The sequence below is a fragment of the Nocardia sp. NPDC051787 genome (genome assembly GCF_040681325.1).
Lineage (GTDB): Bacteria > Actinomycetota > Actinomycetes > Mycobacteriales > Mycobacteriaceae > Nocardia.
Window position 1 is genome coordinate 125480 of record NZ_JBFAYO010000006.1, and the last position, 26907, is coordinate 152386.

The 26907-nt window shown below is 68.5% G+C and carries 30 protein-coding genes and 1 tRNA gene; 14 read left to right on the top strand and 17 right to left on the bottom strand.

Annotated elements, in window-relative coordinates; all coding sequences use genetic code 11:
* Positions 1–219: 219 nt before the first annotated feature.
* The 7 genes from AB0M45_RS08535 to AB0M45_RS08565 all read right to left on the bottom strand — a co-directional run bounded on the left by AB0M45_RS08535 (position 220) and on the right by AB0M45_RS08565 (position 7617).
* A tRNA-Ala gene (locus AB0M45_RS08535) sits at positions 220–292 on the bottom strand.
* Between the two features lie 395 nt (positions 293–687).
* A complete protein-coding gene (locus AB0M45_RS08540; RefSeq protein ID WP_364324403.1) occupies positions 688–1389 on the bottom strand; it encodes a thioredoxin domain-containing protein in 702 nt (233 codons plus the stop codon).
* 539 nt (positions 1390–1928) lie between these two features.
* Complete coding sequence (locus AB0M45_RS08545) at positions 1929–3377, bottom strand: MFS transporter (RefSeq protein WP_364324406.1); 1449 nt, start codon at positions 3375–3377, stop codon at positions 1929–1931.
* Positions 3367–5010, bottom strand: a complete 1644-nt coding sequence (pgm, locus tag AB0M45_RS08550) for a phosphoglucomutase (alpha-D-glucose-1,6-bisphosphate-dependent) (RefSeq protein ID WP_364324409.1) — start codon at positions 5008–5010, stop codon at positions 3367–3369. The genes AB0M45_RS08545 and pgm overlap by 11 nt, the downstream gene beginning before the upstream one ends.
* A 47-nt stretch (positions 5011–5057) precedes the next feature.
* Entirely contained in the window at positions 5058–5318 is a 261-nt protein-coding gene (locus tag AB0M45_RS08555) for a hypothetical protein (protein ID WP_364324412.1), read from the bottom strand.
* A complete protein-coding gene (locus tag AB0M45_RS08560; protein ID WP_364324415.1) occupies positions 5315–5677 on the bottom strand; it encodes a DUF190 domain-containing protein in 363 nt (120 codons plus the stop codon). The genes AB0M45_RS08555 and AB0M45_RS08560 overlap by 4 nt, the downstream gene beginning before the upstream one ends.
* A gap of 440 nt (positions 5678–6117) precedes the next feature.
* A complete protein-coding gene (locus AB0M45_RS08565; protein ID WP_364324418.1) occupies positions 6118–7617 on the bottom strand; it encodes an MFS transporter in 1500 nt (499 codons plus the stop codon).
* Positions 7618–7732: 115 nt separating this feature from the next.
* Here AB0M45_RS08565 and AB0M45_RS08570 point away from each other — a divergent pair, with 115 nt between their 5' ends.
* Positions 7733–8413: a TetR/AcrR family transcriptional regulator gene (locus AB0M45_RS08570; RefSeq protein WP_364324421.1), complete on the top strand. Its 681-nt coding sequence runs from the start codon at positions 7733–7735 to the stop codon at positions 8411–8413.
* A gap of 54 nt (positions 8414–8467) precedes the next feature.
* Positions 8468–9766 (top strand): D-arabinono-1,4-lactone oxidase, encoded by a 1299-nt coding sequence (locus AB0M45_RS08575; protein ID WP_364324424.1) that lies wholly within the window; start codon positions 8468–8470, stop codon positions 9764–9766.
* Between the two features lie 36 nt (positions 9767–9802).
* Here the strand turns inward: AB0M45_RS08575 and AB0M45_RS08580 are convergent, their stop codons facing one another.
* Positions 9803–10549 (bottom strand): Sir2 family NAD-dependent protein deacetylase, encoded by a 747-nt coding sequence (locus AB0M45_RS08580; protein WP_364324427.1) that lies wholly within the window; start codon positions 10547–10549, stop codon positions 9803–9805.
* 107 nt (positions 10550–10656) lie between these two features.
* Here AB0M45_RS08580 and AB0M45_RS08585 point away from each other — a divergent pair, with 107 nt between their 5' ends.
* The 3 genes from AB0M45_RS08585 to AB0M45_RS08595 all read left to right on the top strand — a co-directional run bounded on the left by AB0M45_RS08585 (position 10657) and on the right by AB0M45_RS08595 (position 12866).
* Positions 10657–11565 carry an oxygenase MpaB family protein gene (locus AB0M45_RS08585; RefSeq protein ID WP_364324430.1) on the top strand — a complete coding sequence of 303 codons (909 nt, stop codon included), beginning with the start codon at positions 10657–10659 and terminating at the stop codon, positions 11563–11565.
* 428 nt (positions 11566–11993) lie between these two features.
* Positions 11994–12407 carry an arsenate reductase ArsC gene (locus AB0M45_RS08590; RefSeq protein WP_364324433.1) on the top strand — a complete coding sequence of 138 codons (414 nt, stop codon included), beginning with the start codon at positions 11994–11996 and terminating at the stop codon, positions 12405–12407.
* A gap of 54 nt (positions 12408–12461) precedes the next feature.
* Entirely contained in the window at positions 12462–12866 is a 405-nt protein-coding gene (locus AB0M45_RS08595; protein WP_364324436.1) for a VOC family protein, read from the top strand.
* Positions 12867–12943: 77 nt separating this feature from the next.
* Here the strand turns inward: AB0M45_RS08595 and AB0M45_RS08600 are convergent, their stop codons facing one another.
* The gene (locus AB0M45_RS08600; RefSeq protein WP_364324439.1) at positions 12944–13654 is read right to left on the bottom strand and encodes a helix-turn-helix transcriptional regulator; all 711 of its coding nucleotides are present in this window, start codon (positions 13652–13654) and stop codon (positions 12944–12946) included.
* A 182-nt stretch (positions 13655–13836) separates the two neighbouring features.
* Entirely contained in the window at positions 13837–14346 is a 510-nt protein-coding gene (locus tag AB0M45_RS08605; RefSeq protein WP_364324442.1) for a hypothetical protein, read from the bottom strand.
* A 243-nt stretch (positions 14347–14589) separates the two neighbouring features.
* On the opposite strand from AB0M45_RS08605, the gene AB0M45_RS08610 reads away from it, so the two are divergent.
* The 5 genes from AB0M45_RS08610 (at position 14590) to AB0M45_RS08630 (ending at position 17470) form a co-directional block, all read left to right on the top strand.
* Positions 14590–14724: a hypothetical protein gene (locus tag AB0M45_RS08610; protein ID WP_364324445.1), complete on the top strand. Its 135-nt coding sequence runs from the start codon at positions 14590–14592 to the stop codon at positions 14722–14724.
* Positions 14721–14897, top strand: a complete 177-nt coding sequence (locus tag AB0M45_RS08615; protein ID WP_364324448.1) for a hypothetical protein — start codon at positions 14721–14723, stop codon at positions 14895–14897. Before AB0M45_RS08610 ends, AB0M45_RS08615 begins: the two co-directional genes overlap by 4 nt.
* Complete coding sequence (locus tag AB0M45_RS08620) at positions 14888–15826, top strand: threonine/serine dehydratase (protein WP_364324451.1); 939 nt, start codon at positions 14888–14890, stop codon at positions 15824–15826. Before AB0M45_RS08615 ends, AB0M45_RS08620 begins: the two co-directional genes overlap by 10 nt.
* 103 nt (positions 15827–15929) lie before the next feature.
* Complete coding sequence (locus AB0M45_RS08625) at positions 15930–16478, top strand: thioredoxin family protein (protein WP_364324454.1); 549 nt, start codon at positions 15930–15932, stop codon at positions 16476–16478.
* 71 nt (positions 16479–16549) lie between these two features.
* Positions 16550–17470, top strand: a complete 921-nt coding sequence (locus AB0M45_RS08630; RefSeq protein WP_364324457.1) for a hypothetical protein — start codon at positions 16550–16552, stop codon at positions 17468–17470.
* Here AB0M45_RS08630 and AB0M45_RS08635 read toward each other — a convergent pair.
* Positions 17467–18657 (bottom strand): MFS transporter, encoded by a 1191-nt coding sequence (locus AB0M45_RS08635; RefSeq protein WP_364324459.1) that lies wholly within the window; start codon positions 18655–18657, stop codon positions 17467–17469. The genes AB0M45_RS08630 and AB0M45_RS08635 overlap by 4 nt on opposite strands.
* Positions 18658–18740: 83 nt before the next feature.
* On the opposite strand from AB0M45_RS08635, the gene AB0M45_RS08640 reads away from it, so the two are divergent.
* Positions 18741–19181, top strand: a complete 441-nt coding sequence (locus AB0M45_RS08640; RefSeq protein ID WP_364324462.1) for a MarR family transcriptional regulator — start codon at positions 18741–18743, stop codon at positions 19179–19181.
* An 80-nt stretch (positions 19182–19261) separates the two neighbouring features.
* On the opposite strand, the gene AB0M45_RS08645 is transcribed toward AB0M45_RS08640, so the two are convergent.
* Together AB0M45_RS08645 and AB0M45_RS08650 are read right to left on the bottom strand one after the other, a co-directional pair.
* The gene (locus AB0M45_RS08645; protein ID WP_364324465.1) at positions 19262–19876 is read right to left on the bottom strand and encodes a dihydrofolate reductase family protein; all 615 of its coding nucleotides are present in this window, start codon (positions 19874–19876) and stop codon (positions 19262–19264) included.
* Positions 19877–19977: 101 nt separating this feature from the next.
* Positions 19978–20934 carry a helix-turn-helix domain-containing protein gene (locus AB0M45_RS08650; RefSeq protein WP_364324468.1) on the bottom strand — a complete coding sequence of 319 codons (957 nt, stop codon included), beginning with the start codon at positions 20932–20934 and terminating at the stop codon, positions 19978–19980.
* A 153-nt stretch (positions 20935–21087) separates the two neighbouring features.
* Here AB0M45_RS08650 and AB0M45_RS08655 point away from each other — a divergent pair, with 153 nt between their 5' ends.
* Positions 21088–21543, top strand: coding sequence for a hypothetical protein (locus AB0M45_RS08655; RefSeq protein WP_364324471.1), 456 nt, complete (start codon positions 21088–21090; stop codon positions 21541–21543).
* A gap of 3 nt (positions 21544–21546) precedes the next feature.
* Here the strand turns inward: AB0M45_RS08655 and AB0M45_RS08660 are convergent, their stop codons facing one another.
* The 3 genes from AB0M45_RS08660 to AB0M45_RS08670 form a co-directional block, all read right to left on the bottom strand.
* Positions 21547–22452, bottom strand: coding sequence for a universal stress protein (locus AB0M45_RS08660; protein WP_364324473.1), 906 nt, complete (start codon positions 22450–22452; stop codon positions 21547–21549).
* Positions 22453–22546: 94 nt separating this feature from the next.
* Complete coding sequence (locus AB0M45_RS08665; protein ID WP_364324476.1) at positions 22547–22879, bottom strand: hypothetical protein; 333 nt, start codon at positions 22877–22879, stop codon at positions 22547–22549.
* 652 nt (positions 22880–23531) lie between these two features.
* Entirely contained in the window at positions 23532–24425 is an 894-nt protein-coding gene (locus AB0M45_RS08670) for a helix-turn-helix transcriptional regulator (RefSeq protein WP_364324479.1), read from the bottom strand.
* 101 nt (positions 24426–24526) lie between these two features.
* On the opposite strand from AB0M45_RS08670, the gene AB0M45_RS08675 reads away from it, so the two are divergent.
* Positions 24527–25276 (top strand): SDR family oxidoreductase, encoded by a 750-nt coding sequence (locus AB0M45_RS08675; protein ID WP_364324482.1) that lies wholly within the window; start codon positions 24527–24529, stop codon positions 25274–25276.
* Positions 25277–25426: 150 nt separating this feature from the next.
* Entirely contained in the window at positions 25427–25654 is a 228-nt protein-coding gene (locus AB0M45_RS08680) for a GNAT family N-acetyltransferase (RefSeq protein ID WP_364324881.1), read from the top strand.
* 176 nt (positions 25655–25830) lie between these two features.
* Here AB0M45_RS08680 and AB0M45_RS08685 read toward each other — a convergent pair whose 3' ends face one another.
* Positions 25831–26721: a phosphotransferase gene (locus tag AB0M45_RS08685; protein WP_364324484.1), complete on the bottom strand. Its 891-nt coding sequence runs from the start codon at positions 26719–26721 to the stop codon at positions 25831–25833.
* Positions 26722–26907: the final 186 nt, after the last annotated feature.

Consider the following 26907-nt stretch of genomic DNA (forward strand, 5'->3'; position numbering starts at 1 on the left):
CGTAAGTCCAGCCAATGACCAGCCGCTTTCCGGTTGCCCATGTTCTGTGCGTCCTGCCGCGGGCACGAACCTGCGACGACGGTAACCACAGCAGATACACGACCACCCCCGTCGCACCGGCCAAACAGAATCCAGGACCCAAAACGGGGGTAAACGCGGGGCCAGACACAAAAAACAGGTCAGGCCCGGTCTGCGACCGGGCCTGACCTGCTATTTCTGTGGAGCTAAGGGGATTCGAACCCCTGACCCCCACACTGCCAGTGTGGTGCGCTACCAGCTGCGCCATAGCCCCTGGTGGGTTGCGCTCCGGACTTCCCCGCCGCGCTTGAATGAAGTTACACCAACGGTGTGCCGGCAACCAAATCGCCCCAATTCGGAGGCGACAAGACCGGGCTTACGGGATATACTCGAACACGTGTTCGATAACGGGTGGATATGACATCTCGAGGTGCGGTCTGGGAGCAGGGGGCCAGACCGTGCTGTCGAGTGCGCGGGCCGGGTGTCGGCAGGTGGAGCCGACGCCCGGCCCATTGACCAACTGAAAACTCGGTGGTGGCGATCTCGGGGGCTGGGGATGTCGGATCGTGCCGTCGAGTGGGCCGGGGCGTCGACGTGGTGGAGTCGGCGGCCCGGCCCATCCGTTGGATCGAGCATCCGTACCCGAGGGTCGGTGGATGGGCCCGCTGATCACCGGGTGAGTGAAATCACCCAGTTCTCGTCGTTGGCGTCGATCTTGGTCGTGCCGTCGAAGACGGCGGGTGTGGCCGCGGAACCGCCGAGTGCCGCGCCGAGCGCGGCGGTCTGTGCCATGGCGGTGGTGCGCGCGAAGTCGACCTTGGCGCCGGTTGTGATGCACTGCAGCACTGGTTCGGGGGCTCCGGCGGCGCGGGCGATGGCGGCGAGTTCTTCGTTGTTCAGGTCGCGGCCGCCTTCGCTGGGGCGCTTCGTGGTGAACAGCTCGGTGTGGAACTTGAAGTAGACCGGGCCGGAACCGGCTTCGGCCACACACTGATTCGCGGCGACGGCGCGGGTGGAGTAGTCCTTGCTCTGGGAGCGGGCGTCGAGAAAGTTCACCAGGCGGTAGCGCACCGCGAGTGCGCCCGCATCGATCTTCTGGGCGATTTCCTGACCGTAGATGCGCTCCAGATTGCCGCAGCCGGGGCACAGCGGGTCCTCGAAGAGGTCGATGGTCTTCTTCGCATCCGGGCGGCCGAGCAGGATCGAGCCGTTCTGCTCGAGCACCGAGTGCACCGCCGGGTCCCGCACCGAACCGTAGCCGTCGTTGCGGACGGTCGCTTCGTCCCGCCCCCAACGGATCGCCGCGATCACGATCAAGACGATCAAGACGAGCGCGACCGCACCCAAGGCATACGTGGTCGAACTGGACATTGGCCGCGGTGTGTAGTTCGAACGAGATTCGCTCACATTGACACTTTGCCCCACCGAACCTCCTCAGCCACCGCCGGGCGGTACATCGAGCCCGGACCTCCAGCATCGACGCATCGGAACCAGTCGGGTCGCGGCTCTCATCAGCGACCTACGCCAACTCGGGATCGAGTGGCTCCATGTCGACTACGAACCGCACCTCAACGGCTTCTACCGCGATACATGCGGGTTCCGAACCACCGACGCGGGCCTACTGCGACTGAACTGACATCGACAGGCCACGACGAGCGCCGCAACCGCTCGACCAGTCACCGATGTCAGCCTTCGCATCCGACCGATAGCTCCGTAGAGACGATCCCTGCCGGTGCGCTTCGACGAGTGCGGCGACAAATCACGAGATCCGTTTCACCGAGTGCGCCCGCTGCGTGGGGCGCCCCGTCGGCGTTTGCGGCGGGAGGTCGCACTGCGCGGAGTGGTCGGTGATACATCCGATTCGGCAACTGCTGTGCCCGGCACGGCCACCGCGGCTCGGAAGCCGGCCCCTACCTCTCGGGGGACATCCGACTTACCTGCCAGCACGTCGTTTCCACCGCCGACTGTCGCGGGCTCACCTGGCACCGCTCCGGATCAACCGTCGCTGTTCCAGGGTCGCGATCTCCCGACGAACCGCTCACTATCGCTTCGGACTCCGCCACGACCGGCACCGGCCTCTCGGCCACCAACGCATCAGGCGAGCCGCTCCCCGCCTCTCGGACAGGTGTGGAGTACTCACCGCCGAGCCGATCCGATGGGCTTTCCGCATGCGCAGGACGGCGGCGCAGCGGCTCGGGGACGACGGACCAGACGATCGCGGCGAGGGCGAGCAATGCACCGGTCACACCGAGCGCGAACTCGTAGGACACCTGCTGCGCGAGGGCGCCGACGGCAACCGGCCCGACCACGGTGCCGAGGTCCGCAGCCATCTGGAAACCGGCCAGAACAGGCCCGCCGCGCGCTTTGGGGCCGATGATGTCGGCCACCGCCGCCTGCTGGGTCGGGGTGAACATGCCGGAACCGAGTCCGGCGAGGAACGAGGTGGCCAGCAGCCACGGCAGGCTCGTCGCCATGCCGAGTCCCGCGGTGCCCGCGGCGCACACCAGCGAGCCGACGATCACGAAAGGTTTCCGGCCCCACCGATCGGACAGCCGTCCCGAGGCGAACAGCACCGCGACGTTGCCCGCCGCGAATACCGTCAGCGCGACGCCCGCCATCCCTGGCGCCTGGTGCAGCACCTCGACGACGAGCAGCGGCACCAACGCCATCCGCACACCGAACACGGCCGCGCCATTGGCGAAGTTCGACAGCAGCACCGCCCGGTACTCCGGCCGCGCCCATCCCTCCCGGAACGACATCATCCGGACTCCGCCGACCGGCTCGGGCGCGGCCAACGCCGAATTCCGCAGGCTCAGGTGTACGACGACGCTCACGACGAGCAGCGCGACCGCGTAGATCACGAACGGCCACCGCAACCCGAGGCCGGACAGCGCGCCACCGACCAACGGACCGCTCACCGAGCCGACCAGGAAGCTGGTCGACCACAGTCCGGATACCCGGCCGCGCTGTTCGGGGGGAGACATCCGGATAACCAGTGCCAGCGACGACACGGTGAACATGGTCGAGCCGATGCCACCGAGCGACCGCAACACCATCAGCTGCCAATAACTTTGGGCCAGCGCACTGGCACCGGTGGACAGCGCGACGATCAGCAGCCCACCGAGGTAGACCGACCGCTCCCCGAGCCGCTGCACCAGCCGCCCGCTCACCGGCGCGAACAGCAACCGCATCAGGGCGAACGCGGAGACTATCGCCGAAGCGGCCGCCACGCCGACACCGAACCCACGCGCGAACTGCGGCAGCACCGGGGCGACCAGACCGAACCCGATGGCGATCACGAACGCGCCCCCGACCAGGACCCAGATCTCGGTGGGCAGGGGCTTGGATCTACCGGTCACCGGACAGCGCCCGCCCGACCAATTCCTCCGCGGCCGTCTGCACGTCGGCCAGGTGCTCGGGGCCGTGAAACGACTCCGCGTAGATCTTGTACTTGTCCTCGGTGCCGGAGGGGCGGGCGGCGAACCACGCGTTCTCGGTGGTGACCTTGAGGCCGCCCAGCGGCGCGCCGTTGCCCCGCGCCCTGGTGAGCACGGCGGTGACCGGTTCTCCGGCGATCTCCTTCGTGGTGATCATGTCCGGAGTCAACTTCGCGAGCAGCTGTTTCTGTTCCACGGTGGCGGATGCGTCGATCCGCGCGTAGGCGGGGCTGCCGTAGCGGCGTTCCAGTTCGACGTAGCGCGCCGACGGGCTCTGCCCGGTGACCGCGGCGATCTCTCCCGCGAGCAGTGCCAGCAGGATGCCGTCCTTGTCGGTGGTCCACACGGTGCCGTCCATCCGCAGGAACGACGCGCCCGCGCTCTCCTCACCGCCGAAAGCCAGGCTGCCGCTGAACAGTCCGGGTACGAAGAACTTGAATCCGACCGGCACCTCGTGCACGTCCCGGCCGAGCACGGAGACCACCCGGTCGACCATGGACGACGTCACCGCGGTCTTGCCGATCTTGGTCAGCGCGTCCCAGCCCATCCGGTTGGCGACCAGGTATTCGATGGCCACCGCCAGGAAGTGGTTCGGATTCATCAACGCCCCGTCGGGCGTGACGATGCCGTGGCGGTCGGCGTCGGCGTCGTTGCCGGTGGAGATGTCGTAGTCGTCCTTGATCGCGATCAACGAAGCCATCGCATAGCGCGAGGAGGGGTCCATCCGGATCTTGCCGTCACTGTCGAGGCTCATGAACCGCCAGGTGGGATCCACGAACGGGTTGACCACCTCGAGCTCGAGGTCGAAGCGCTGACCGATCTCCTCCCAGTAGTCGACGCTGGCGCCGCCCATCGGGTCGGCGCCGAGCCGGATGCCCGCTCCGCGGATTGCGTCCAGGTTCAGCACGTTGGGCAGGTCGTCGACGTAGTGGCCGAGGTAGTCGTAGCGTTCCACGCCGGTTTCCAGCGCTCGTCGCAGTGTGGTGCGTTTGACCTCGGACAACCCGCCCAGCAGCAGTTCGTTGGCGCGGGCGGCGATGGCGTCGGTGGCCGTGTTGTCGGCCGGACCGCCGTGCGGCGGGTTGTATTTGAAGCCTCCGTCGCACGGCGGGTTGTGCGAGGGGGTGACCACGATGCCGTCGGCCTGGTGCCTGGCGCCGCCTCGATTGTGGCGCAGCACAGCGTGACTCAGCGCCGGGGTGGGGGTGTAGCGATCGCGCGCGTCGATCACCGCGGTGACGTCGTTGGCGGCGAGCACCTCGAGCGCGGTCGTCCACGCGGGCTCCGACAGCGCGTGGGTGTCCCTGGCCAGGTAAACCGGTCCGGTGATGCCGCGGGTGGCACGGTATTCGACGATCGCCTGGGTGATCGCGAGAATGTGCGCCTCGTTGAATGCGCTGTCCAGGCTGGAGCCGCGATGCCCCGAGGTACCGAACGCCACACGCTGGGCCGGATCCAGCACATCGGGGACACGGCTGTAGTACGCGGTCACCAGATGCGCGATGTCCTCCAGATCGGTGGGACGCGCGGGACGCCCGGCTCGATCGTGGGCCATGCTCGGGTCTCCCTTCCGTATCGGCTGTGCCCGGCTCGTCATCAGGATCATGTCCACGACCGCCTGGTCACCGCCGACCCCACGGCCACGTCGATCACGTCGGCCACCAGCCGGATCCTCTCGTAGCCGAACGTGCTGAACGTGGTCGGCGCGGTGCTGGAAGCCGATCCCGCGGCGGCGAGCCGCCACATGCCAGTCCTCGCGTCGCCGCGATCGCCGAGCCGCGCCGAACCGACAATGGTAACGGTCGACACCGCCTCCGGCATCGGCGCGTCGAAATCAGCTGGTACGCCGCACGGTACTGTCATCGCTCGCCTCCCTGCCACAGTTCCACCGGCGCCAGCGTGACGTTGACCGACACGAGCAGTTCGGCATTCTGCTCGACGAACGCGCGCAGGCGTTCCGGCTCGTCGACCAGCACCAGCATCAGCGGAAGATGGTCGGCCATATCCAGGATCCGGGTGGTGTGGACGTGCGAGGACGCGCCGTACCCCTCGATGCCGCGCCACACGCTGGCACCCGCGAGCCCGGCGTCCCTGGCCCGCCGCACGATCTCGTGGTACAGGGGCGTGTGCCGCCACTTGTCGTCCTCGTCGAGCAGCACGGTCAGCCGTGCCGCCGGCCGCCACTGTCCCGCTGTGGGAGAACCCGTTTGCGGACCACTCACTGCCTGACCCCCTTTCGTCGTGCCGTTCCCGTCGATCGCCGAGCCGAACCAGGTAGCCGCCGTGCATGCCCCGCGCCGGGCTTCGACGCCCCGGCTACGCCACCGCCACTCCCCCGGCGGACGAGCGCGAGGAGCACCGCGCCCGATCCGAGGAGTCTACGAACCTCGCGGGTTGGGTGGAGAGGGTGGTGCAGCCGCCGCGTACGCCGGTGCCCCAGAAGGGGACGTAGCAGTCTTTTAGCTACCCACGCCGCGGCGGCCGGAATCATCGGGATTCCTATTGCAAAGCATCCCACGACAATTACGGTGCGGGTCGGACGGGGGCCCGTCCCATGCGGTGGGAGAGAACTTCCCGCAGACAAACGACCGCCGCTCCCGCGATGAGGTCGCGGGAGCGGCGGCCACTGTTCGAGCGCCGGATCGACGGCGCCGCCTCGGCGTCAGTGAGCCAGTACCGGCTCGCCCTCGGCGGGCACGGGTGCCGTGCTCGGCATGAGCACCGCGGTGAGGACGCCACCCGCAACGAAGATCGCGGTGGCCCACCAGAAGCTGGTGGTGTAGCTCTCGATCGCGGACTGGGCGATGGTCAGCGGATCCGGCTTCCGGGCGGCCAGGTAGTCGCCGGCCGCGGAGGCGGCGATGGTGCTGAGCAGCGCCGTGCCGATCGACCCGCCGACCTGCTGGCTGGTGTTGATCATGGCCGAGGCCACGCCCGCATCCTCGTGCTGCACGCCCGAGGTGGCGCCCTGGAAGGCGATCGCCATCGCGCCGCCGAGGCCGAGACCCAGCAGGATCAGGGCGGGCAGGATGTGGGTGGCATAACCGGTGTCCAAACCGATCCGGGTCAACCAGAGCATGCCTGCCGCCGCGACCAGGAAGCCGCCGCTGACCACGATCTTCGGTCCGATCTTCGGCAGCAGCAACGACGGGGCGGTGGTCGAGGAGGCGATCATCGCGGCGACCATCGGCAGGAACGCCACACCGGTCATGATCGGCGAGTAGCCCAGCGTCAACTGCATGTAGTAGGTGAGGAACAGGAAGATGGCGAACATCCCGATGCCCATGACGAAGACCGTCAGGTAGGAGGTGCCACGCATCCGGTCGAGCACGATACGCACCGGAAGCAGCGGATGCGCGACCCGGGTCTCCAGCCAGGCGAACACCGCGAGCAGCGCGGTGCCGCCGATCAGGAAGGCGAGCGTGACGCCGTTGGTCCACCCGTCCGATTCCGCGTGCGAGAACCCGTAGACGATGCCGAACAGGCCCGCTGTGACCACGACGGTGCCGGGGATGTCGAGCTTGGGCCGCTCGGTGCTCGCGTGCTTGGCCAGCAGCAGCACCGCACCGACCAACGCGACGGCCGCGAAAGCCAGGTTGACGAACATCACCCAGCGCCAGGACGCCCACTCGGTGAGCGCGCCGCCGAGCAGCAGGCCGATGGCGCCACCGGTACCGGCGACCGCACCGAAGATGCCGAACGCTTTCGCCCGCTCGGAGGGTTCGGTGAAGGTCACGGTGAGCAGCGACAGCGCCGCGGGCGCCAGCAGCGCGCCGAAGACACCCTGACCAACGCGTGCGGCGACGAGCATCTCGAAACTGGTGGCCGCGCCGCCGATGGCGGAGGCGATCGCGAAACCGACCAGGCCGACGATGAAGGTGTTGCGCCTGCCGAACAGGTCACTGAGACGTCCGCCGAGCAGCAGGAGGCTGCCGAATGCCAGCGCGTACCCGGTGACCACCCACGAGCGGTCGCCGTCGCTGAAGCCGAGGTCCTGCTGAGCCGCGGGGAGCGCGATGTTCACCACGGTCGCATCGAGAACGACCATCAGCTGAGCGACGCCGAGGACGGCCAGTACCCACCAGCGCAGGGCGTGCGAGCCGCGCCCGCCGCTTCCCGTCTGCTCGGGCGCGGACGCCCCACGGTCGATCGCGGTAGTCATGTGTCCCCTTTGCCTCTGACGATTATCCGGAGGTGATGCCTCCAGTTATCTGGAATCTACCACTTTAACGGAGATAACGCCTCCACTTAATCCCGGGCATTGATAGAATGGCTATGTGAATCACGCCACGGTCGCCTCCCCACCCCGGCGTCTGCGGGCCGATGCCGCGCGCAATCAACAGCGGATCATCGCCGCGGCGCGCGAACTGTTCGCCGACCACGGGCTCGAGATCACCCTTGACGACGTGGCCGAGCGCGCGGGCGTGGGCGTCGGCACGGTCTACCGCCGCTTCGCGAACAAGAAGGAACTGATCGTCGAAGTCTTCGATCAGCATCTGAACGAATTCGCCGATGCCGCCGACGCCGCCTACCGGCACCCAGACCCCTGGTTCGGGCTGGTCGAGTTCTTCGAATACGCCTGCCGACATATGGCGACCAACCGCGGATTCAGCGAGGTGATGCTCGAACTGGAGGACGACGAGACCGACCGTTTCGTCGTCGTGCGTGATCGCATCAAGCCCACCGTGACGGCCATCTGCGCCCGAGCACGCGACGCGGGAGTCCTCGCCGAGGGCATCGAGCCGTCGGACTTCTTCGCGCTCGTGCACATGGTCGACGGGGTCGCCGAGTTCGCAAGGCCGGTCAATCCCGATGTGTGGCAGCGCTATATGGCCATCGCGCTCAACGGAGTGCGCGCGGACGGCACACCGCGCCAGCATCTCGTCGTCCCGCCGCTGAGCGACGAGGAAGTCGAACAGGCCAAGCAACACCTCACCTGCGGGGGACGCAAGCGGTAGCGAAAGCACAGCACAAGTAGCGCGCGTCACGATCACTCCCGTAGAGTTGGTCATATGACCAATTCGTGGGTGAACTGGGCCGGCGATCAGCAGTGCGCGCCCGCGATCGTGGCCACGCCGCGTTCCGTCGACGAACTCGCCGATCTGCTCGGCAGCGCCGAGACCGAGGGACACACCGTGCGCGTGGCGGGCACCGGTCATTCGTTCAGCGACGCCGTCCTCACCGACGGCATGATGCTGAGCCTGGCGCGGCTGAACCGCGTGCTCGACGTGGATCACTCAACCGGTCTCGTCCGGGTCGAGGCGGGCATCACCCTGAACGCCGCGAGCACCGCCTTACATGAACACGGCCTCGCCTTCCCGAACCTCGGCGACATCGACGTGCAGACCGTGGCCGGCGCTACCGCCACCGCTACCCACGGCACCGGCGCGCGGTTGCAGAACCTTTCCGCGGCAGTGCATTCCGTGGAGCTGATGCTCGCGGACGGCAGCCGGGTCGAGTTGAACGAGCAGACCGACCCGGACGGCTGGCGCGCGGCGCGGGTGAGCGTCGGCGCCCTTGGCGTCGTCACCGCCGTGACGCTGCAGATGGTGCCCTCTTTCGTGCTGGAAGGCATAGAGCGCCCGGTTCCGGTGGAGGACGTGCTCGCCGACCTGGATTCGTTCGTCGACGGCAACGAGCACTTCGAGTTCTACATGTTCGCGCACAGCTCGCTGGCCATGACAAAGCGCAACAACCGCGTGCCCCTGCCGGAGCGGCCGCGCGCCAAGTCCGTCGACTGGTTCGCCGACATCCTGATGTCCAACTATCTGTTCGACGCCCTGTGCAAGCTGAGCCGCCGGGAGCCGCGTCTGGTCCCGCTGATCCACCGCAGCGCCGCCTACGCCGGCAGCTACCGGCGCCAGGTGAACCGGTCCTACCGCGTGTTCGCGTCGCCGCGGCTGATCCGCTTCACCGAGATGGAATACGCCATCCCGCGCGAGCACTCCGCCGACGCCATCCGCGAGATCAAAGAACTGGCGACCAGATTCGACACGCCGATGCCCATCGAGGTGCGGTGGGTCGCACCGGACGACGCGTTCCTCTCCCCCGCGGGCGGCCGGGAAACCTGCTACATCGCCGTGCACCAGTACCGCGGCATGGACTTCGATCCGTACTTCCGCGCCTGCGAAGCGGTTTTCGATCGCTACCAGGGACGACCGCACTGGGGTAAGCGCCACTTCCAGACCGCCGCGACCCTGCGCGACCGCTATCCCGACTGGGATCGGTTCGCCGAGGTGCGCCGTCGGCTCGATCCCAAGGGACGTTTCGCCAATGATTACCTCGATCGGGCGCTCGGCCCGGTCGGCTGAACCGGATTCCGCGCGGCCGGTTGGCAGATACAGCGATCAGGCGGCGAGAATCTCGGCTACGAGGCGCGGCACGGCGGTCCCGATGGGCTCGCGGATGATCTCGGTGGCCAGTTCGTCATACGGTGTCGGCTCGGCGTTGACGATGATCAGATCCGCGCCGGCGCGCACGGCGACGGCGCACATCGACGCGGCGGGCTCCACCTGCAGCGACGTTCCTATAGCAAGGAAGATGTCGCCGGTCTCCGCGGTGATGACAGCCTTGGCCATGGTGCGTCGGTCCATCTGCTGACCGAACATCACGGTGGCGGCCTTGAGGATGCCGCCGCAGCCGGGACAGGCCGGATCGGGCTCGCCCGCGGTCACGCGCTCCAGAGTGGCGGCCATCGTGGTCTGGAAGTCGCATTCGATGCAGACCACGTCGAACATGTTGCCGTGGATCTCGATCACCCGCTCCGGCGAGGACCCCGCCCGCTGGTGCAAGCGGTCGATGTTCTGCGTGATGATGGTGACCGCCCGACCGGCCCGTTCCAGATCGGCCAGCGCGTTGTGCGCCGGGTTCGGCACGGCCTGCCATGCTGGATTGTCCCGCCGGGCCAGCCAGGCACGCTTCCGCAGATCCGGGTCGGACACATAGTTCTGATAGGTGGAAAGCAGTTCGGCGATCGGGTCTTTCGTCCACACCCCGCGCGGGCCGCGGAAATCCGGGATACCGGAATCGGTGGAGATACCCGCGCCGGTGAGCACTCCGATCCGGCCGGTACGACTGCGCCACTCGGTCGTCATGCGAGCCAGCCTAGGGGCAGCGGCGCGGCGGCAGCATGAATAGACGATGAGAGAATATTATTGTTATCATCTCATTGTCTTGAGCCGGTCGATCAAGGGAGATCACGATGACCGCGTCCGTCGCACGCGAAGCCACCGAACGAACGCTTCCGCCCCGTCGCCCGATCCAACCGGGCACCCGGATGTGGGACGAGACCGGGCTGATCACGTTCTCGCTCACCGCGGGCTCGGCCTTCCTGCTGCAGACCATGGAGCCGACCATCTCCGCGGTGGTCGACGAGTACTCCACCTTCCGCACCGACCCGATGGGCCGTGCCGTGCGCAGCCTGGCCTCGGTGATGATGTGGATCTACGGCGGCGAGGAGGCGCTCGCCGAGGCCGATCGGCTCCGGGAACTGCACGCGTCGCTGAACACCACCGACGCCGGCGGCGTGCGGCACACCGCGCTGTCCAGCGGCCCCTGGGCCTGGGTTCTGCACACCGGGACATTCGCGTTCACCGAGAGCGCGGAGTACTTCGCCCGCCGCCCGCTCAACGTGGCCGAGAAGGAGGCATACTTCCAGGAGACGGTGCAGCTGATGCGCAACTTCTCCGTGCCACCCAAGGAGATCCCGGCGAACTACGCCGCGTTCGAGGAGTTCTTCGCCGACACCGTCGCCGATCACTTGGTGGCGACCGACACCGCGCGGGACTACCTCCGGGTGATCCGGTCGGTCGCTCCACCGAAGCAGCTGCCGCGCGCCCTGCGACCGGCCTGGAAGGCGGCGGTGGCGCCCGTTGGATGGCTCCAGTACTTCGTGACGGTGGGCACCACCCCCGAGGCCGCGCGGGAGAAGCTGGGGCTGACCTGGACGGCGTCCGATGAACGCAAACTTCGCGCACTCGGCTGGCTGATCGCGCGGATCGTCCCGCTGCTGCCGGAACGGCTGCGCTACTTCCCGATCGCCTATGAAGCACGCCGCCTGGAACGTGACCGCCGGCGACTGCGCAAGATGATCGATATGCGTCCGATCTGACGTGCCGCCTCCTGAACGCGGTCCGGACACCCGATAGCGCGGTGCGACCGATTCGGCATGACGTTCCGGCCGGATCGAAATCCCCAGGGCGGCAACCTGTCCTGAAGAGGCGGAGCCACGGCCGCCCAGTCGACGGCGAACGGTCACGGATCAGTGCCGGCAAACGCCGCGCCACCACCATCCGGTCCGTTCCGCCACGCCACGGCGCGGCCATCTCGCAAGAGCTGTACGACAACGCCTTCGAGCCGGTGACCTGCGATATTTCGTCGCTTCCTCGCGTCAACGCACGGCCCGCGGTAACGATTCACGGCGCGCTGGTATACGTATCTCGTACGCTACGACAGCGTTTCGGCTCCACCACCGCACCGGACGGCCCGTCCGGCGGCCGGCACACGCAGGCTCCACCCTGTTCATCGAAAGGCGTTCGCATGTCCCACAAGCCCAGTGTGCTGTTCGTCTGCGTGCAGAACGCGGGCCCTTCGCAGATGGCCGCCGGGTTTCTCACCGCCCTCGCCGGGGAGCGGTTCGACGTGCGATCGGCGGGCAGCGCACCCGTCGAGACACTCAACGCGACCGTGGTCGACGCCATGGCCGAGATCGGCATCGACATCTCCGGCTACACCCCCAAGCCGCTCACCATGGACGCGGTCGGCATTTCCGACGTCGTGATCACCATGGGTTGCGGGGACGCCTGCCCGTTCTTCCCCGGCATCAGCTACCGCGACTGGGTACTGCCCGACCCCGTCGGCCAGACCATCGACGTGGTGCGCACCATCCGCGACCGCATCCGCATCCTGGTGGAGAACCTGATCGCCGAGCTGGTCCCCGCGCCCGCGCGCTGAAGGCTGTCCGATTCGTTCAAGACGGTCCGGCGCGCCGCTGCATAACCTGCCGGTATGACTCCACGACTCGACGTCATCGGCATCATCGTCACCGATATGGCCGCCTCGGTGGCCTTCTACCGCCGTCTCGGCCTCGACTTTCCTCCGGGCGCGGAACAGGAAGGGCACGTCGAGGCCGCGTTGCCCAATGGCCTGCGGGTCGCGCTGGACACCGAGGCCGTCATCAAGGCGTTCCACTCCGAGTGGACGCCGCCGACCGGAGCGGGCCGCCTCGGGATCGCGTTCCGCTGCGCCGACCCCGCTGAGGTCGACGCCGTGTACGCCGATCTGGTGGACGCCGGATACCATGGCGAATTGAAGCCGTGGGACGCGTTCTGGGGGCAGCGGTACGCGGTGGTGCAGGATCCCGACGGCAACGGTGTCGACTTGTACGCCGCGCTCCCCACGGCTGCCGAATAACCGCCTGCCGCCGTCGAAATCGGTGGGCCGGTGGCCTCGATCGCGACCATAGGCCGGGCCAGGTGCGCTCGGATCAACTAGGACCGGGCGAGCAACTCCCCCAACGGGATCCCGGCCAGTGCGCGCACCTCTCGGGATAGGTGTGCCTGGTCGGCGAACCCCGCCAGCATCGCGGTTTCCGCGAGCGGGACACCGTTGCGCACCGAGGCCAGGGCACGTTGCAAGCGCAGTACCCTGGCCAGAGTCTTCGGGCCGTAGCCGAAGGCGGCCAGCGAGCGCCGGTGCAGGGTCCGCTCGCCCAGCCCCGCCGCGTCGGCGACCGCGGCCACCGACCGACCGGCCGCCAGCGCGGCGACCACCCGCCGCAGCAGCGGATCGGCCCGTTCGGCATCGATCGCCCGGCGCAGCACGATTCGTTCCAGCGCCACGCTCTGATCGCTGGCGGACTCGAGCTGACCGATCAGCTGCCGGACCGCCGCCGACGGCCACAGATCCGCGAGATCGACCCGCTGGTTCAGCAGTTCGTGCGCCGGAACGCCGAGCAGCGCGGGCGCGGTACCGGGGAAGAATCGAATACCGACGTACCGGCCGCCTCGCGGCTCAGCGGGGTGGTAGGCCTGCGTGTCCGGACCCGCGACGACCAGCCGCCCCGCCATCCAGATCAGATCGATGCACCCATCGGGCAGCACGGGCAGCGCCGGTGCGCGGCCGTCAACGGTTTTGGTCCACAGCACAGCGCCCTCGTACCGCGACCTCCGCTCGCGATAGCCTGCGGTGACGTCGTCCATGTCACCGACGCTACGCCTGGCCACCGGCAGCACCATGAACCCGGCTGCGCGAGCAGTGCCATCCCGATTCCGGCCACCGGTGGGCACGTCTGGTGGCGCCGAGCGACCGACCAGCCTGATGGCGTCGCAACCCCCTATCAAGAGGAGGGCCCCGCTGCCTGCACCCACTGGTAGGCGATCGATCAGCGAGCAGGCGCAGGGATCGGGACGATTCCGCGCGGGACGACCCGGAGGTACGGATGCGCATGTGCCGCGGCGATTTTCGAGGCCGGATCCTTGCAAGCGACGGTGATATCGGCATTCGGCGTGGAGGAAAAGGTCCACAGCGTCATCCATTCCGTCCCGCCGACCGTCTCGGTCTTCTTCACGTCCGACGAACGCAGATCTTCATTCCGTCCGGAACTATCGGTAACCGTACAGCGAATACCGTTGGCGGCCTGACCCCATGCGGCCGGTGCCCGTATATCGAGCACCGCTTCGGCGGGGACCGGGACTTTCTTCGTGTCACCGAGCAAAACGCGAACCACGCCACCCGCTTCGTCATGATCGCGGGCGGCTGTCGTCGTCGCGGCGGCGCTCGCGGCGGCGACCGCGCTCGTCGATGCCGATTCATTGCTCGCAGGCGAGTCGTCGGAACACCCCGCCACGGTGACGGCGAACAGCGCGGGAAGCGCCAGCCAGCTCAGTTTCACAGTCGGACCTCCCGTCGCGCCCACTCCCCTGGCGAGTGGTTCGGATCAGCCAGAGCACTGAGCATGACAACCTCGACGGGGAAAATCCTGGCTACACGCCGAGAAATCGGCAATTGTGCGGCAATCGTCCGAATCCGCCTCTCGATCGCGCTTTTCCGCGACTCGTGCCGTCGCGCCCGCGGCCGGGTTCGGAGAAGGCATTGCCGCCGATGCCGGCGCAAGTTCCGCAACCTGCGCCGAGCCGTGAACCGCACCGAGAACTCCGGCCTCACCACCGAGGTGGTGTACGAGTCGGTGCAGACCGAGGCGCGGCGGCAAGAACTGCCGGCCATCGTCGACGAATGGGGTGGGGCAGGCAGAACCGGGGCTTCTCGATGAACCTGGATCACCTGCGCAAATTCCACGCGCTGTCGCGGCCGCGCTACGTTCTGATCCGGTGGCGCGAGGTGGTGGTCGCCGCCGCGGCCCTGCTGAGCCTGGAGTTCGCGCCGCACCGCCGTGAGTACCCTCGCGGCACCCCGACCGTTTCCAAAGGAGCGTTATGGAACTGACCCACAGCGACGTGAAGGACGCGGCCGAGCGAGTGACGGGCCAGGTCAGGCCGGTCGCCGTGGCACAGGCCGACAGCGCGGGCGAGCTGTGGTTCGCGCTGGAATTCCTGCAGCACACCGGAAGCTTCAAAGCCAGGGGCGCGCTGAACTTCCTGCTCAGCCACCGGGAGAACGGCACGCTACCGCCGGTGGGCGTGACGATCGCCTCCGGCGGAAACGCCGGGCTGGCCTGCGCGTGGGCGGCCCGCAACCAGGGCATTCCGGCGACCGTGTTCCTGCCGGCCACGGCGCCGCGGGTCAAGGTGGACCGGCTCACCTCCTATGGCGCCGAAGTCCGGTTGGTGGGTACCCAATACGCCGACGCGCTCGCCGCCAGCCGTGAGTTCGCCGACAACACGGGCGCTCTCCTCTCGCACGCCTATGACAACCCGCTCATCGCGGCGGGGGCAGGCACGCTCATGACAGAGATCCAGGAGCGTATCCCGGACCTCGGCACCGTCGTCGTCGCGGTCGGCGGCGGCGGATTGTTCTCCGGCGTCGCCACCGCCGCCGACCACTACGGCGTCCGCACCGTCGCCGTCGAGCCCGCCCGCTGCCGCGCTCTGCACGCCGCGATCACGGCGGGACGGGTCGTCGACGTCGAGGTCGACTCGATCGCCGCCGACTCGCTCGGCGCCCGGCGGGCCTCGGAGATGGCGCTGGCGGCCGCGCGGCAATACGACGTCGAGTCGGTGCTGGTCGAGGACGCCGCGATCAGTTCGGCCCGGCGCGGTCTGTGGGAAGAGCGCCGTATCGCCGTCGAGTGCGGGGCGGCGACCGCGCTGGCCGCGATTCTCGGCGATGAACCGGCGTTCCGGCCTGCCCCCGGCGAGCGGGTGTGCGTGGTCCTCTGCGGGGCGAACACCGATCCGGCGGACTTGGCCATGTAGTTCAGACTGGTCCGCCACGCGGTTCATCGGCGTATTTCCGACGAATCGGACGATACGGGGTTAGGCTCCCGCTGTCGTCTTCGATCCGGACGGAAGGCACACCATGGCGCATACCTCCCTCATGGTTCCCCTAGGCACCGCACTACCCGATTTCTCGCTTCCCGACCTCGACCAGCGGATCTACTCCCGCGACGACTTCGCGGGCGGACCCGGACTGCTGGTGGTCTTCGCCTGCAACCACTGCCCCTACGTCAAACACATCGAGGCAGCGCTCGGCGAATTGGTCGACTCGCTGCCGTCCATGCCGACCGTGGCGATCTGCAGCAACGACGCGACCGCCTACCCGGACGACGCGCCGCTGCGGCTGCGCGACCAAGCGATCCGGGCGGGCTGGACCTTCCCCTACCTGGTCGACGAGGACCAGCGGGTCGGCCGTGCATTCCGGGCCGCCTGCACCCCGGATTTCTTCCTCTACGACGCGAACCTCGAACTCGCCTACCGCGGCGCCTTCGACGAGTCCACCCCGGGCAATGGAAAGCCGTTGACCGGCGAAGACCTGCGTGCCGCTGTCGAGGCCGTGCTGGACGGCAAGCCAGTCCCCGAACCGCACCGGCCCAGCATGGGTTGCTCGATCAAATGGCGGGATGCCTGAAGTCACCCTGCCGATTCGGCCGCGATGGGGGACACTGTCGAAGACACCGGGGAGACCGAAGGGGTGGGACGTTGGCGACGATCGTCCTCGTACACGGCATCGCACAGGAACAGGAATCGCCCGACACGCTGGAGGCGCGCTGGCTGCCCGGCCTCGCCGGAGGCGTACGCAACCACGGCGCGCCGGAACTCGCGGATCGGCTGTGGCGCAACGGATCTCCTGGGGCCATCTCGACCCGGATGGCGTTCTACGGCAATCAATTCCTGGCCGAGGGCGCCCAGGGCACCGGGACCGAGTTCGATGACGCCCAACTCGACCTGATGGAGGCGCTCGCCGCCGAATGGCTGGCCACGGCGACCGTGCACGCCGGCGACGCGCGCGACCGCGCGACCGCCCGCCGGCTCGGCACTCCCCCGCCGCCGGACGCGGTGGCGCAGGGAACGCAGGCGATGCTGCGGCCCGCCCTCAACGCACTGATGCGATTGCGCTGGTTCGCGCCGTTCGGTTTCGGGCTGGCGCAGAAGTTCGTCGTGCGCGCCCTGTCCCAAGTCGCCCGCTATTTCACCGACGACGAGGTCCGCGCGTATGCCCAGCAGCAGGTGCTCGACCACGTCGGTCCCGATACCCGGCTGGTCATCGCGCATTCGCTCGGCAGCGTGGTGGCGTACGAGGCTCTGCACCGCACCGAGCACCCGGTGACCCTGCTGACCATGGGCTCGCCGCTCGGCCTGCGCACCGTCATCTACGACAGGTTGCGCCCGCAGCCGTGCACCGTGCCGAAATCGGTGACGGGCTGGCACAACCTGGTCGACGCGGACGACCTCGTGGCCGCCCATCTCGACCTCGCCCAGTTCTTTCCGCCCTGCCCCGGCGGCGCCGTCACCCCGGTCACCGAGCAGCACTTCGACAACGGCGCGTCGCCACACGACTCCACGAACTATCTGACGAAAGCCGTCACGGGCGGCATCGTCGCGAAAGCTCTCGGCCATTAACCGTTCTCGAATTCCGGCTGCGGGTCCGGTTCGCGGCGCGACTTCGCTCGGCGGTCCCGCCACAGCAGATAAGTCGCCACGGCGACCCCGCATCCGGTGAGCGCCGCACCTACCGGATACAGAGCCCGGAGGCCCGCGCCGTCGTCGATCACCCACCCGCCGATCCGGCCCGCGCCTGCCGCGGCGAGCTGGAATCCGGACGCGTTCACCGCGACGGCCAAGGTCGGCGCGGCCGTCGCCGTGGCCACTACCCGCGCCTGCATGCCGGGGATGATGGCGAAGGCCAGTGCGCCCAGCGCGAAAGTCAGTGCGGCCGCGACGATCCGGATGCCGCCCGCCAGCCAGAACAGGACCAGCACCCCGGCGAGCGCGGCCAGCAGCACGGTGACCGACGGCAGCAAGGCGCGGTCGGCGAGCTTGCCGCCGAGCTGGTTGCCGAGCACCGCGCCGACGCCGTAGACCAGCAGCAGGATCGGCACCGCACCCGCGGGGAGGCCGCCGACCCCGGTCAGCAGCGGCGTGATGTAGGTGAAGACCATGACGACACCGATATTCCCGACGACGGTGAGCGCGATCGCCCACAGCACGTCACGGTCGGCGAAAACGCGCAGTTCATTCCCGATCGAGCCCGCCGACGAGCCCGGCTGATCCGGCATGAAACGCAACAGCAGCGGCAACGCGGCCGCGGCGCAGAGGGCGACGGCGGCGAAAGTCGCTCGCCAGCCCAGACTTTGGCCGATGGCCGCGCCGAGCGGAGTACCGAGCACGATGCCCAGATTCATGCCGAGAGCAACGCGCGCCACCGCCGTGGCCTCTGCTCCCGGCTGGGCGGTCGACACCGCGGTGGCGATCGCGACCGCGAAGAAGGTGGCGACCACCGAACCCGCCGCCCCGCGCATGGCCAGCAGCACAGCGTAATTCGGCGCGAGGGCCGAGCCGAGATTGGCCAGTATCGCGATCGATACCAATCCGACGACCAAAGGCTTGCGCGCCACCGTGGCGGTCAGCACCGTCACCACCGGACCGCCGACGATCATGCCGATCGCGTACGTCGTCACCAGCGCTCCCGCGGACGCCACCGAAACCGCCAGGCCGCCCGCGACCTCGGGCAGGATGCCCGCGATCACGAATTCGCCGGTCGTCAGGCTGAACACCACGAGCATCAGAGAGAACACCGCGGGCCGCATCTCACGCCCTCCAGATAGTTATAACTCGAATGATACAAACTAGAACTATCACAGTTCGAATCGAGGGCGCTAGACTCGGAGCAATGACGCGGCAGCCCGATCCCGTGGTGGACACCGAACTCGACCGCGACGTGTGCAAGCTGGTGCACCAGTTCACTCATCGGCTCGACGTGCACGTCCGTCGCGTCGCCGAACAGCTCGAACTCACCCCTTCGCAGGTGATCGCGCTGCGCGAACTGTCCGAACCGATCACCGCCAGAGAACTGGCGGCGCGGATGTCCTGCGAGCCGTCCAACGCGACGTTCGTGCTGGACCGGCTGGAGCAGCAGGGCCTGATCCGCCGGGAGCCACACCCCACCGACCGCCGGGCCAAGCAGATCGTGCTGACCCCAGCCGGTCAGCGCCGACGCGATAACGCGCTCGAATTGCTCGGTGCGAACTCCCCCCTGACCTCGCTCACCGAAACGCAGCAGCAGGCGTTACGCGATCTGCTGCTCACCATGGCCGCCGATGCCGAGCGCTGACCGGAAGCCGATCCGCACCGGCCCGTCAGCGACCTGAATCCGATCCCGCATTCGCCCGCCGCCGCGCACCATCCGCGCGGCTACTGATCATCCTGCGACAGATGAGTTTTCGCGTCCTCATAGGTTCCGGCTGGGGCCGCCTCGTCGCGGGTGTAGACCAGGTGGAGCACGCCGGTTGCGAAGGTCTGCGACGACAGCAGGCGCAGCGGGATCGTGGGCCCGCCGTCCTCGAACAGCCGCTCGCCCTTGCCGACGGCGATCGGGTGGACGAGCAGATGCAGTTCGTCCAGCGCGCCCGCGTCCAGGAGCTGACGGACGACCGAGACCGAGCCGCTCATGCCGATATCGCCGCCCGGCTCGTTCTTCAACGCGGTCACCGCCTCGATCAGATCGCCCGTCAGCACCTCGGAGTTGCGCCAGGTGAAGTCGAGGTCCTGGTGTGACACCACGAGTTTGCGCGCGTCGCCCAGTTTCTTCGCGAACGGCGCGTCCGGTCCGCCGGCGGCTTCCCGCTCCGGCCATGCGCCCGCGAAGCTGTCGTAGGTCTTGCGCCCGAGCAGCAGCGTGTCGGCGGCGCCGAGCTGGGCGTCGACGGCCGCGCCCATGTCGTCGTCGAAGTACGGAAAGTGCCAGTCCTGCGGGTCCTCGACGACGCCGTCGAGCGCAACGAACAGACCTGCGGTGATTTTCCTCATCGCGTTACTCCTGGATCAGTGTGTGTCGCTTGATTCGACGGAGCGACGCGCGAGAACTCATCGGTCGCCGAGAAAGCCTCCGTGCCGATCGGTTCGCGCACCTACCCGGCCGAGCCGGAGCCGTGGAAGGCCGCCCGGTAGCTGTGCGGACTGGTGCCGACCACCCGCTTGAAGCGATCACGGAACGCGGTCGGCGAGCCGAATCCGACCTGGCCCGCGATCCGGTCCACCGGGTGGCTAGTGGCTTCGAGCAGGTGCTGGGCCTGCCGGATGCGCGCACGCAGCAGCCACTGCAACGGCGTCGTTCCGGTGTGCTCGCGGAAGCGGCGGTTCAGTGTGCGGGTGCTCATCCCGGCGTGGGCGGCGATGTCGTCGAGGGACAGATCCTTCGCGGCGTTGTCCTGCATCCACCGCAGCACCGGTTCCAGGGCCGAGCCGCGCGGCGTCGGCGGCTGGTCGTGCACGATGAATTGCGCCTGTCCCCCTTCCCGTTCCAGCGGGACGACCGACGTCCTGGCCGCGTCGGCCGCGACGGCCGAGCCGTAGTCGCGCCGAATCATATGCAGGCACATGTCGATTCCCGCCGCCGCGCCCGCCGAGGTGAGCAACGATCCGTTGTCCACGTACAGCACGTCCGGGTCCACCTCGATGTCCGGATAGCGGGCGGCGAGTTCCGCCGCGGCGAGCCAGTGCGTGGTAGCCCGGTGACCGTCCAGCAATCCGGTCGCGGCGAGAATGAAGGCGCCGGAGCAGATGGAGGCGACGCGGGTACCAGCGGGCGCGGCGCGGCGCAACGCGTCGATCACCTCGCCGGGCACCGACAGGCCGGGGTCCGCGCAGCCGGGCAGGATGATCGTGTCCGCCTCGAGCAGCGCCTCGAGCCCCCAAGGCGCTCGCAGCGTGAACACCCCGGCATCGACGGTCGATCGGTTCGCGCAGACCCGCACGCGATAGGCGGGCCGACCGTCCGGGAGCCGGGTACGACCGAACACCTCGACGGGCGTGGCCAGATCGAACGGGATCACCTGGTCCAAGGCGAGTACGGCCACGGTGTGCATGGCCATAGCGTAGTTTTCCGCTCGATTCCAGCCAATGCCTTGCACCTGGCACGATGCAGATCTGCGCAGTTCGCTCCACTTGGCGAGAATCGACCGATATATGGCAGTTCCGCCAGTTCCTCTGATACGCCACTGTGGCTAGTGTCGACCGCCGTGACGAAGTTCCTGCTCTCGGTCCACGTGCTCGCCGCGATCATCGCCGTAGGCCCGGTGACGGTCGCGGCCAGCATGTTTCCCGCCACCACCCGCCGTGCACTCGCCGCGACCGCGACCGACCACAGCCCGGCCGTCCTCGGCACCCTGCATCGCATCTGCCGGGTCTACGCCCTGCTCGGCCTCGTCGTTCCGGCGTTCGGCCTGCTCACCGCGCTCAGTCTCGGCGTGCTCGGCGATGCGTGGCTGGTGGTATCGATCGGGTTGACCGCGGCCGCGGCGGGGGTGCTCGCCCTGCTCGTGCTGCCCGGCCAGCAGAAGATCCTCGCCGACCTCACCGGCACCACCCCGGCGCTGATCCGCCGCCTCGCCATGGACACCGGGGTGTTCAACCTGCTGTGGGCGGTGGTCACCGTCCTGATGATCGTCCGTCCCGGCTCGACGACCGGCGCGTGAGGCTCAGTCGGGCAAGTGCCGGACCGTGATCGTGCGGTCGCGAACGATCATGATCGGACACTGCACCGACAACAGCAGTGCCTGACTCGTCGAGCCGAACAGCATGCTGGCGAACCCACCACGGCCGCGGCTGCCGACCACGAGCAGCTGCGATCGCTCGGAGCGATCCAGCAGACAGCGTTCCGGGCGGTCGGTGACTATCTCCCGATGGATCTCGACATCGGGAAAACACTCCTGCCATCCGGCCAGGCTTTCCGCGAGCACGATCTGCTTCTCCGGATCGGCGGCGAGCTCGGCGCCCGCCGCGGGCAGTTCGACACCGGTCCACACATGCAGTGCGAGCAGCGGCACACCTCGCGCCGACGCCTCCTGCAGCGCCGCCTCGATGGCGGGTTCGCTGATTTCGGTGCCGTCGACGCCGACGATGATCGGCTGCTTCCTGGCTTCCGGCGTGAGCGGCGCGCCTTCCCGGACCACGACCAGCGGGCAGTACGCCCGCCGTGCCAGCGCCGCGCTGACCGAGCCGAGTAAGGCGCGCCGCATGGTGCCGCGTTCGCGGGTGCCGACCACCATCGTCCGGGCCTCCTCGGTGCGGTCCAGCAGTGCCGGACCGACCGGCTCGTGCACCAATTCGGTGGTCACCTCGATGTCGCGCAGGCCGCGGACCGCGATCCGCGCCTCCTCGGTGGCGGTGTCCAGCACCCAGCGCCCATGGCCCTCCATCCGCGCGTAGTCGGTGCTCGTCAGCGGTTCGGTGATGCCGGGCCCGTAGTCGGCGACCGGATCGATGACGTGGACCAGACGCAGCGGCGCTCGATGCTGCGCGGCGGCCTGCGCCGCCCACGCGATCGCCGCCGCCGAGCCCGCGGACCCGTCCACGCCGACCACGATCGGTCCCTTGGTTCGCATGATCACTTCCTTCCAGGACGAAAGGTCGAGCTCAGCACCGCGCAAAAGACATTACCGGGGCATAGGGCATGGACCGGTGAACCTTAGTGCTCGGTCATCCGCCGAATACGGCGCAGGCATAGCCCAGATGGACCCCGTTGCCCACCGTGACATCGATGCTCGCCACGAACGACGCGTCCGGCTCCTGTACCGCGCTGACGGTGTGCGGGCCGGGAGTGGCGGGCACCCAGGTGAGCAAAGCGACGCCGCCGGAGGGGCGGACCACGCCGAAGGGAACACCGTTGTCGTAGAAGACGACCGGTGCGACGACGTCGGCCACGATGGCCCGCGCGGTGTACGTGCAACCCGTTCCGTAGTTCGTCGCCAACCCGAAGTTGATGCCGGGATACATCCCGACCTGCGTCACCGTGGCTCCCGCCGTGGGCATGGCAGCCATCGTGACGGCCGCGGCGCCGCATACTGCCGCTACCGCGCCAACTCGCATCCGCATCTCGGTGGTCCTATCCTTCGCTCGTCGTCGAGGCGCCGGGCACGTGCGCCGGCGAGATACCTAGATCCTCACTCCCGGCCGGACTCGACAAGGTGCGAACCGCCGAATACCGAGCAGAACATCACCTCCGCTCCGTCCGCTGCGGGTCTACGGCATGCTGCCGCACGGCAGCGGAACAGCCGCGCAACCGCTGAGTCAATCCTTCGCTTCGGTCCGCGTCGCGCCCGCGGACGCCGCGACCACACACGCCATCCCCGATCGATCGCCGCATAGAACGAGAGGTTCAGCGTGACCGCTACGCCCATGTCGTCATCGAAGGTCGGCGAGAGTCACGTACCGAAGCCGCATGCAAAATGCCGCCCCTCGAAAGAGATCGACGGCCTGCGCTCGCTATCCCCGCATCGAAAGCCTCAACAGCAGTGCGGGATTCGTCCTCTTGCACTCCACCAGACACCCGGTACGAGTTCGCACCGTGCGCACTGCCGGTCATGCATCGCTTATGCCGCAACGTTTCTGCCGTCGACTCTGACAGCGACGAGCACGATGTGCCGCCCCAGCCGCATCAACTGGTCACCGCGGTGCGTTCGGCTCAATCCTTTTGCCGGTAGGCGCTGGGTTGCCGGGCGGACTGCTGCTCGTCGTCCCGGTCCTCGCCGGACGCGTTGTCCGCGATCAGGCTGCCGAGCAAGGCAAGGGAGCGTTCGGAGGGGGAACCGGGTTCGGCGTGGTAGGCGATGAGCATCTGCCCCGGCGCGCCGTTCACACTGAACGTTTCGTACGAGAGGGTCAGCTCGCCGACCATAGGGTTGCGGAACCGTTTCACTCCCGCGGTCTTCACCCGGACGTCGTGGCGCGCCCACAACTGCCGGAAATCCTCGCTCTTCAGCGACAACTCCCCGACCAGTTCGGTCAGGCGCGGATCGTCGAGATCGGCGCCCGCGGTCGCCCGCAGGCTCGCGACGGTGTCGGCCGCGATAGTCGGCCAATCGCAGTAGACGTCGCGCGCCTCGGGATCGAGGAAGACCATGCGCACCTGGTTGACCCCGGGAACCGAGCACGAATTGACGGCCGCGGCCAGCGGGTTCGCCGCCAGCACGTCCAGGTACTTGCCGAGCACCAGTGCGGGTGTGCGCGGCCACGCGTTCATCAGCCGCAGCAACCCGGGCGCGACACGTTCGGGGCGGCGCGGCCCTCTCGGCCGCTTCACCACCGGTCGCGCCAGCTCCCGCAGGTGCGCCGTGCCCTCGTCGTCGAGCGCGAACACCCGGGCCAGCGCCGCGACGACCTGTTCGGACGGATGCCTGTCCCGTCCCTGCTCCAGCCGCACGTAGTAATCCGCGCTCACCCCCGCGAGCAGCGCGATCTCCTCGCGACGCAGGCCGGCGACTCGGCGCTGACCGCCGCCGGACAACCCGAAGTCCTCCGGTCGTGCCAGCTCGCGACGCGCCCGCAAGAACGCGCCCAGTCGATTGTCGGAGTCCATGATCCGAGCGTAGGCGAGCGGCACCCCGGCTGGGTGGCCCCGCGACTACCAGGAAGTCCGCGACCTGGCAGGCGCGCGCGGCGAGGCCGAACGTAGTGGCCATGACAAACAACCTCACCGGCCGCGTCGCGGTCATCACCGGAGCATCGAGTGGCATCGGCGCCGCCACCGCGCGGCAGCTCGCGCGGGGCGGCGCCAAGGTCGCCCTGCTCGGCAGGCGCAAGGATCGCATCGAAGAACTCGCCGCCGAGATCGGCGGGGACGCGCTCGCCGTGGTCGCCGACGTCGGCGACCAGCAGTCGGTACGCGACGCCGCCGCCACCGTGCGTGCGGCGTTCGGCCCCGCCGACCTGGTCGTCGCGAACGCGGGCGTCATGCTCGCCGCGCCGTTCGAGTCCGCGCTCACCGACGAGTGGGACCAGATGGTCGGCACCAACATCAACGGCCTGCTCTACACCGGACGCGCGTTCATCGACGACCTGCTCGCGGCGGCGAGTGCGGGCAAGCAAGCGGATCTGGTGCTGGTCGGATCGGTCGGCGGGCACATGGTCTTCCCGAACTACGCCGTGTACACCGCAACCAAAGCCGCGGTCGCGCACCTGACCCGCAACCTGCGCGCGGAGTTCGGGCCGCGCGGTGTCCGGGTGAAGAACATCGAACCCGGTTTCGTCGGTACCGAACTCGGCGCGGGGATGCGGGACGAGCACCAGCGCGCCGGACTGGAGCAGTGGCGCACCGAGATCGAGATCCTGGAACCCGGCGACATCGCCGACGCCATCGCCTACGCCGTTGCCGCGCCCAAGCGCGTCAACGTGGCCGAGCTGATCGTGGTCCCCACTCAGCAGGGCTGAGCACCGGTGCGCCCGCTGCTACAGTCCGGCGGATGACGGACATCGCCCCCGGTTCTGCGCCCAGCCCGGCCCGAGGACGCCTCGGCGATCGCCGAGATCTGGTTCCACGGCTGGCGCGACGGCCACCTGGGCAACGTCCCTGACGCCTTACTGGCCGTCCGGCCGCGCGACTCGTTCGACGTTCGCGCGGCCGACCGGGTCGCCGACACCACCGTCGCCACCGTGGACGGCACGGTCGCGGGATTCGTCATGGTCGATGGGGAGGAGGTGGACCAGGTCTACGTAGCCGCCGGGCACCGGGGCACCGGCGTGGCCGCGCTCTTGCTCACCGCGGCGGAACAGCGTACCGCCCACCGCTACGTGAAGCACCTGCACTGATGGAGCGGCTCCCCGGTACCAGTGGCCCGTCGAGCGTCCTCGCAAAGTTCCCCAGCATGTGTCGATCAGGTCGGGACCGGTTCGCGCGCTCCGCGCTTCGGCGCTCGACCCGTACCTGCCCCGGCGGTTCTGGCCTCGGGAGCCGACAGCTCGCGGCTGGGGGCTGCGACCACCGCCTAGTCGAGATCCGCCCACCCGGGCCACGGGCGCATGCCCTTGTCACCGCGAATGTATTCGAGGCGGCGCAGCGCTTGCCCCTGGTAAGCGGGGTTCGCCGTGGCCGCACGCAGCGATTGCAGAGCCAGCCGGAATTCCTGGATATCGCGCAGCAGGTAGAAGCCGTCCCAGCGGGTCACGTCTCGGCCGTACCCGGCGCAGAAGTCGGCGTACTGCGCGGCGGTGATCGTGGCCGCCGTCCAGCAGTCGATCGCCGTGTGCACCAAGTCCCACTCCGGCGGGCCGACCACCGCCCGGCCGAAATCGACCAGGATCACGTCGCCGTCGTCACCGACCACGACGTTCTCGCCCCATTCGGTGCCCTGGATCACCGACCACGGCATGCCGTCGGGCCGCGTCTTCCAACGACCCCGTAGTTCCTCCAAGTGCCCGCGCAGCCAACGCCGGTCTTCCTCCGTGACGGTCTGCGCGGCGGCGATCTCCTCCTCCAGGCGAGCCAGAGGCATCATTCGACGCAACTCGAACCCGGGCAGTGGGAGGTGGTGCAGCTGCCCCAGCGCCTTGGCGATCTCGGCGGGCGTCCCGGGATGATGAGGCGGCAGGTCCTGCCAGAAGGTCACCGCACGGCGATCCACCACCACCGGCTGCGGGATGTCGGGCACCAAGCGCGCCGCGGACACCCCACACGTCTCCAGCCATCGGGCCACGGCGACCTCCCGCCCGACCGCCAGCTTCTGACCCCGCCCGCCGATCCGCGCGACAATGCCGCCGGGCAGTTTGAATACCACCTGCGATCCGACCGGCTCGGCGCCCGCGGAGTCGATCCCGACACTCACGCAGGCGGCCCGCAAGACCGACCGCATCCCGTTCTCCGTGATCCCTGCAGTCATGACAATCCTCCAAGCCCCCGCCGACCCCCGCTCCCGCCCTGGGAGCGATAGCACCGCGTCTCGGCTTCGAGCGTCATAGCAGCCGTCCAGATACCAAGGGGCTAACACCCCATTTTCCCTGCTCAGTTGGCATTACTACCGCTATTCCACCGCCCATAGCAATCAAACAGAATCCCTCAGATTCGC

Bases quoted from the DNA above. Each gene is read 5' to 3' on its own strand.
- AB0M45_RS08540 (WP_364324403.1), bottom strand. From the start codon at position 1,389: ATGTCCAGTTCGACCACGTATGCCTTGGGTGCGGTCGCGCTCGTCTTG.
- pgm (WP_364324409.1), bottom strand. From the start codon at position 5,010: ATGGCCCACGATCGAGCCGGGCGTCCCGCGCGTCCCACCGATCTGGAG.
- AB0M45_RS08555 (WP_364324412.1), bottom strand. From the start codon at position 5,318: ATGACAGTACCGTGCGGCGTACCAGCTGATTTCGACGCGCCGATGCCG.
- AB0M45_RS08565 (WP_364324418.1), bottom strand. From the start codon at position 7,617: ATGACTACCGCGATCGACCGTGGGGCGTCCGCGCCCGAGCAGACGGGA.
- AB0M45_RS08575 (WP_364324424.1), top strand. From the start codon at position 8,468: ATGACCAATTCGTGGGTGAACTGGGCCGGCGATCAGCAGTGCGCGCCC.
- AB0M45_RS08580 (WP_364324427.1), bottom strand. From the start codon at position 10,549: ATGACGACCGAGTGGCGCAGTCGTACCGGCCGGATCGGAGTGCTCACC.
- AB0M45_RS08585 (WP_364324430.1), top strand. From the start codon at position 10,657: ATGACCGCGTCCGTCGCACGCGAAGCCACCGAACGAACGCTTCCGCCC.
- AB0M45_RS08590 (WP_364324433.1), top strand. From the start codon at position 11,994: ATGTCCCACAAGCCCAGTGTGCTGTTCGTCTGCGTGCAGAACGCGGGC.
- AB0M45_RS08595 (WP_364324436.1), top strand. From the start codon at position 12,462: ATGACTCCACGACTCGACGTCATCGGCATCATCGTCACCGATATGGCC.
- AB0M45_RS08600 (WP_364324439.1), bottom strand. From the start codon at position 13,654: ATGGACGACGTCACCGCAGGCTATCGCGAGCGGAGGTCGCGGTACGAG.
- AB0M45_RS08615 (WP_364324448.1), top strand. From the start codon at position 14,721: ATGAACCTGGATCACCTGCGCAAATTCCACGCGCTGTCGCGGCCGCGC.
- AB0M45_RS08620 (WP_364324451.1), top strand. From the start codon at position 14,888: ATGGAACTGACCCACAGCGACGTGAAGGACGCGGCCGAGCGAGTGACG.
- AB0M45_RS08625 (WP_364324454.1), top strand. From the start codon at position 15,930: ATGGCGCATACCTCCCTCATGGTTCCCCTAGGCACCGCACTACCCGAT.
- AB0M45_RS08635 (WP_364324459.1), bottom strand. From the start codon at position 18,657: ATGCGGCCCGCGGTGTTCTCTCTGATGCTCGTGGTGTTCAGCCTGACG.
- AB0M45_RS08640 (WP_364324462.1), top strand. From the start codon at position 18,741: ATGACGCGGCAGCCCGATCCCGTGGTGGACACCGAACTCGACCGCGAC.
- AB0M45_RS08645 (WP_364324465.1), bottom strand. From the start codon at position 19,876: ATGAGGAAAATCACCGCAGGTCTGTTCGTTGCGCTCGACGGCGTCGTC.
- AB0M45_RS08650 (WP_364324468.1), bottom strand. From the start codon at position 20,934: ATGCACACCGTGGCCGTACTCGCCTTGGACCAGGTGATCCCGTTCGAT.
- AB0M45_RS08660 (WP_364324473.1), bottom strand. From the start codon at position 22,452: ATGCGAACCAAGGGACCGATCGTGGTCGGCGTGGACGGGTCCGCGGGC.
- AB0M45_RS08665 (WP_364324476.1), bottom strand. From the start codon at position 22,879: ATGCCCACGGCGGGAGCCACGGTGACGCAGGTCGGGATGTATCCCGGC.
- AB0M45_RS08670 (WP_364324479.1), bottom strand. From the start codon at position 24,425: ATGGACTCCGACAATCGACTGGGCGCGTTCTTGCGGGCGCGTCGCGAG.
- AB0M45_RS08675 (WP_364324482.1), top strand. From the start codon at position 24,527: ATGACAAACAACCTCACCGGCCGCGTCGCGGTCATCACCGGAGCATCG.
- AB0M45_RS08685 (WP_364324484.1), bottom strand. From the start codon at position 26,721: ATGACTGCAGGGATCACGGAGAACGGGATGCGGTCGGTCTTGCGGGCC.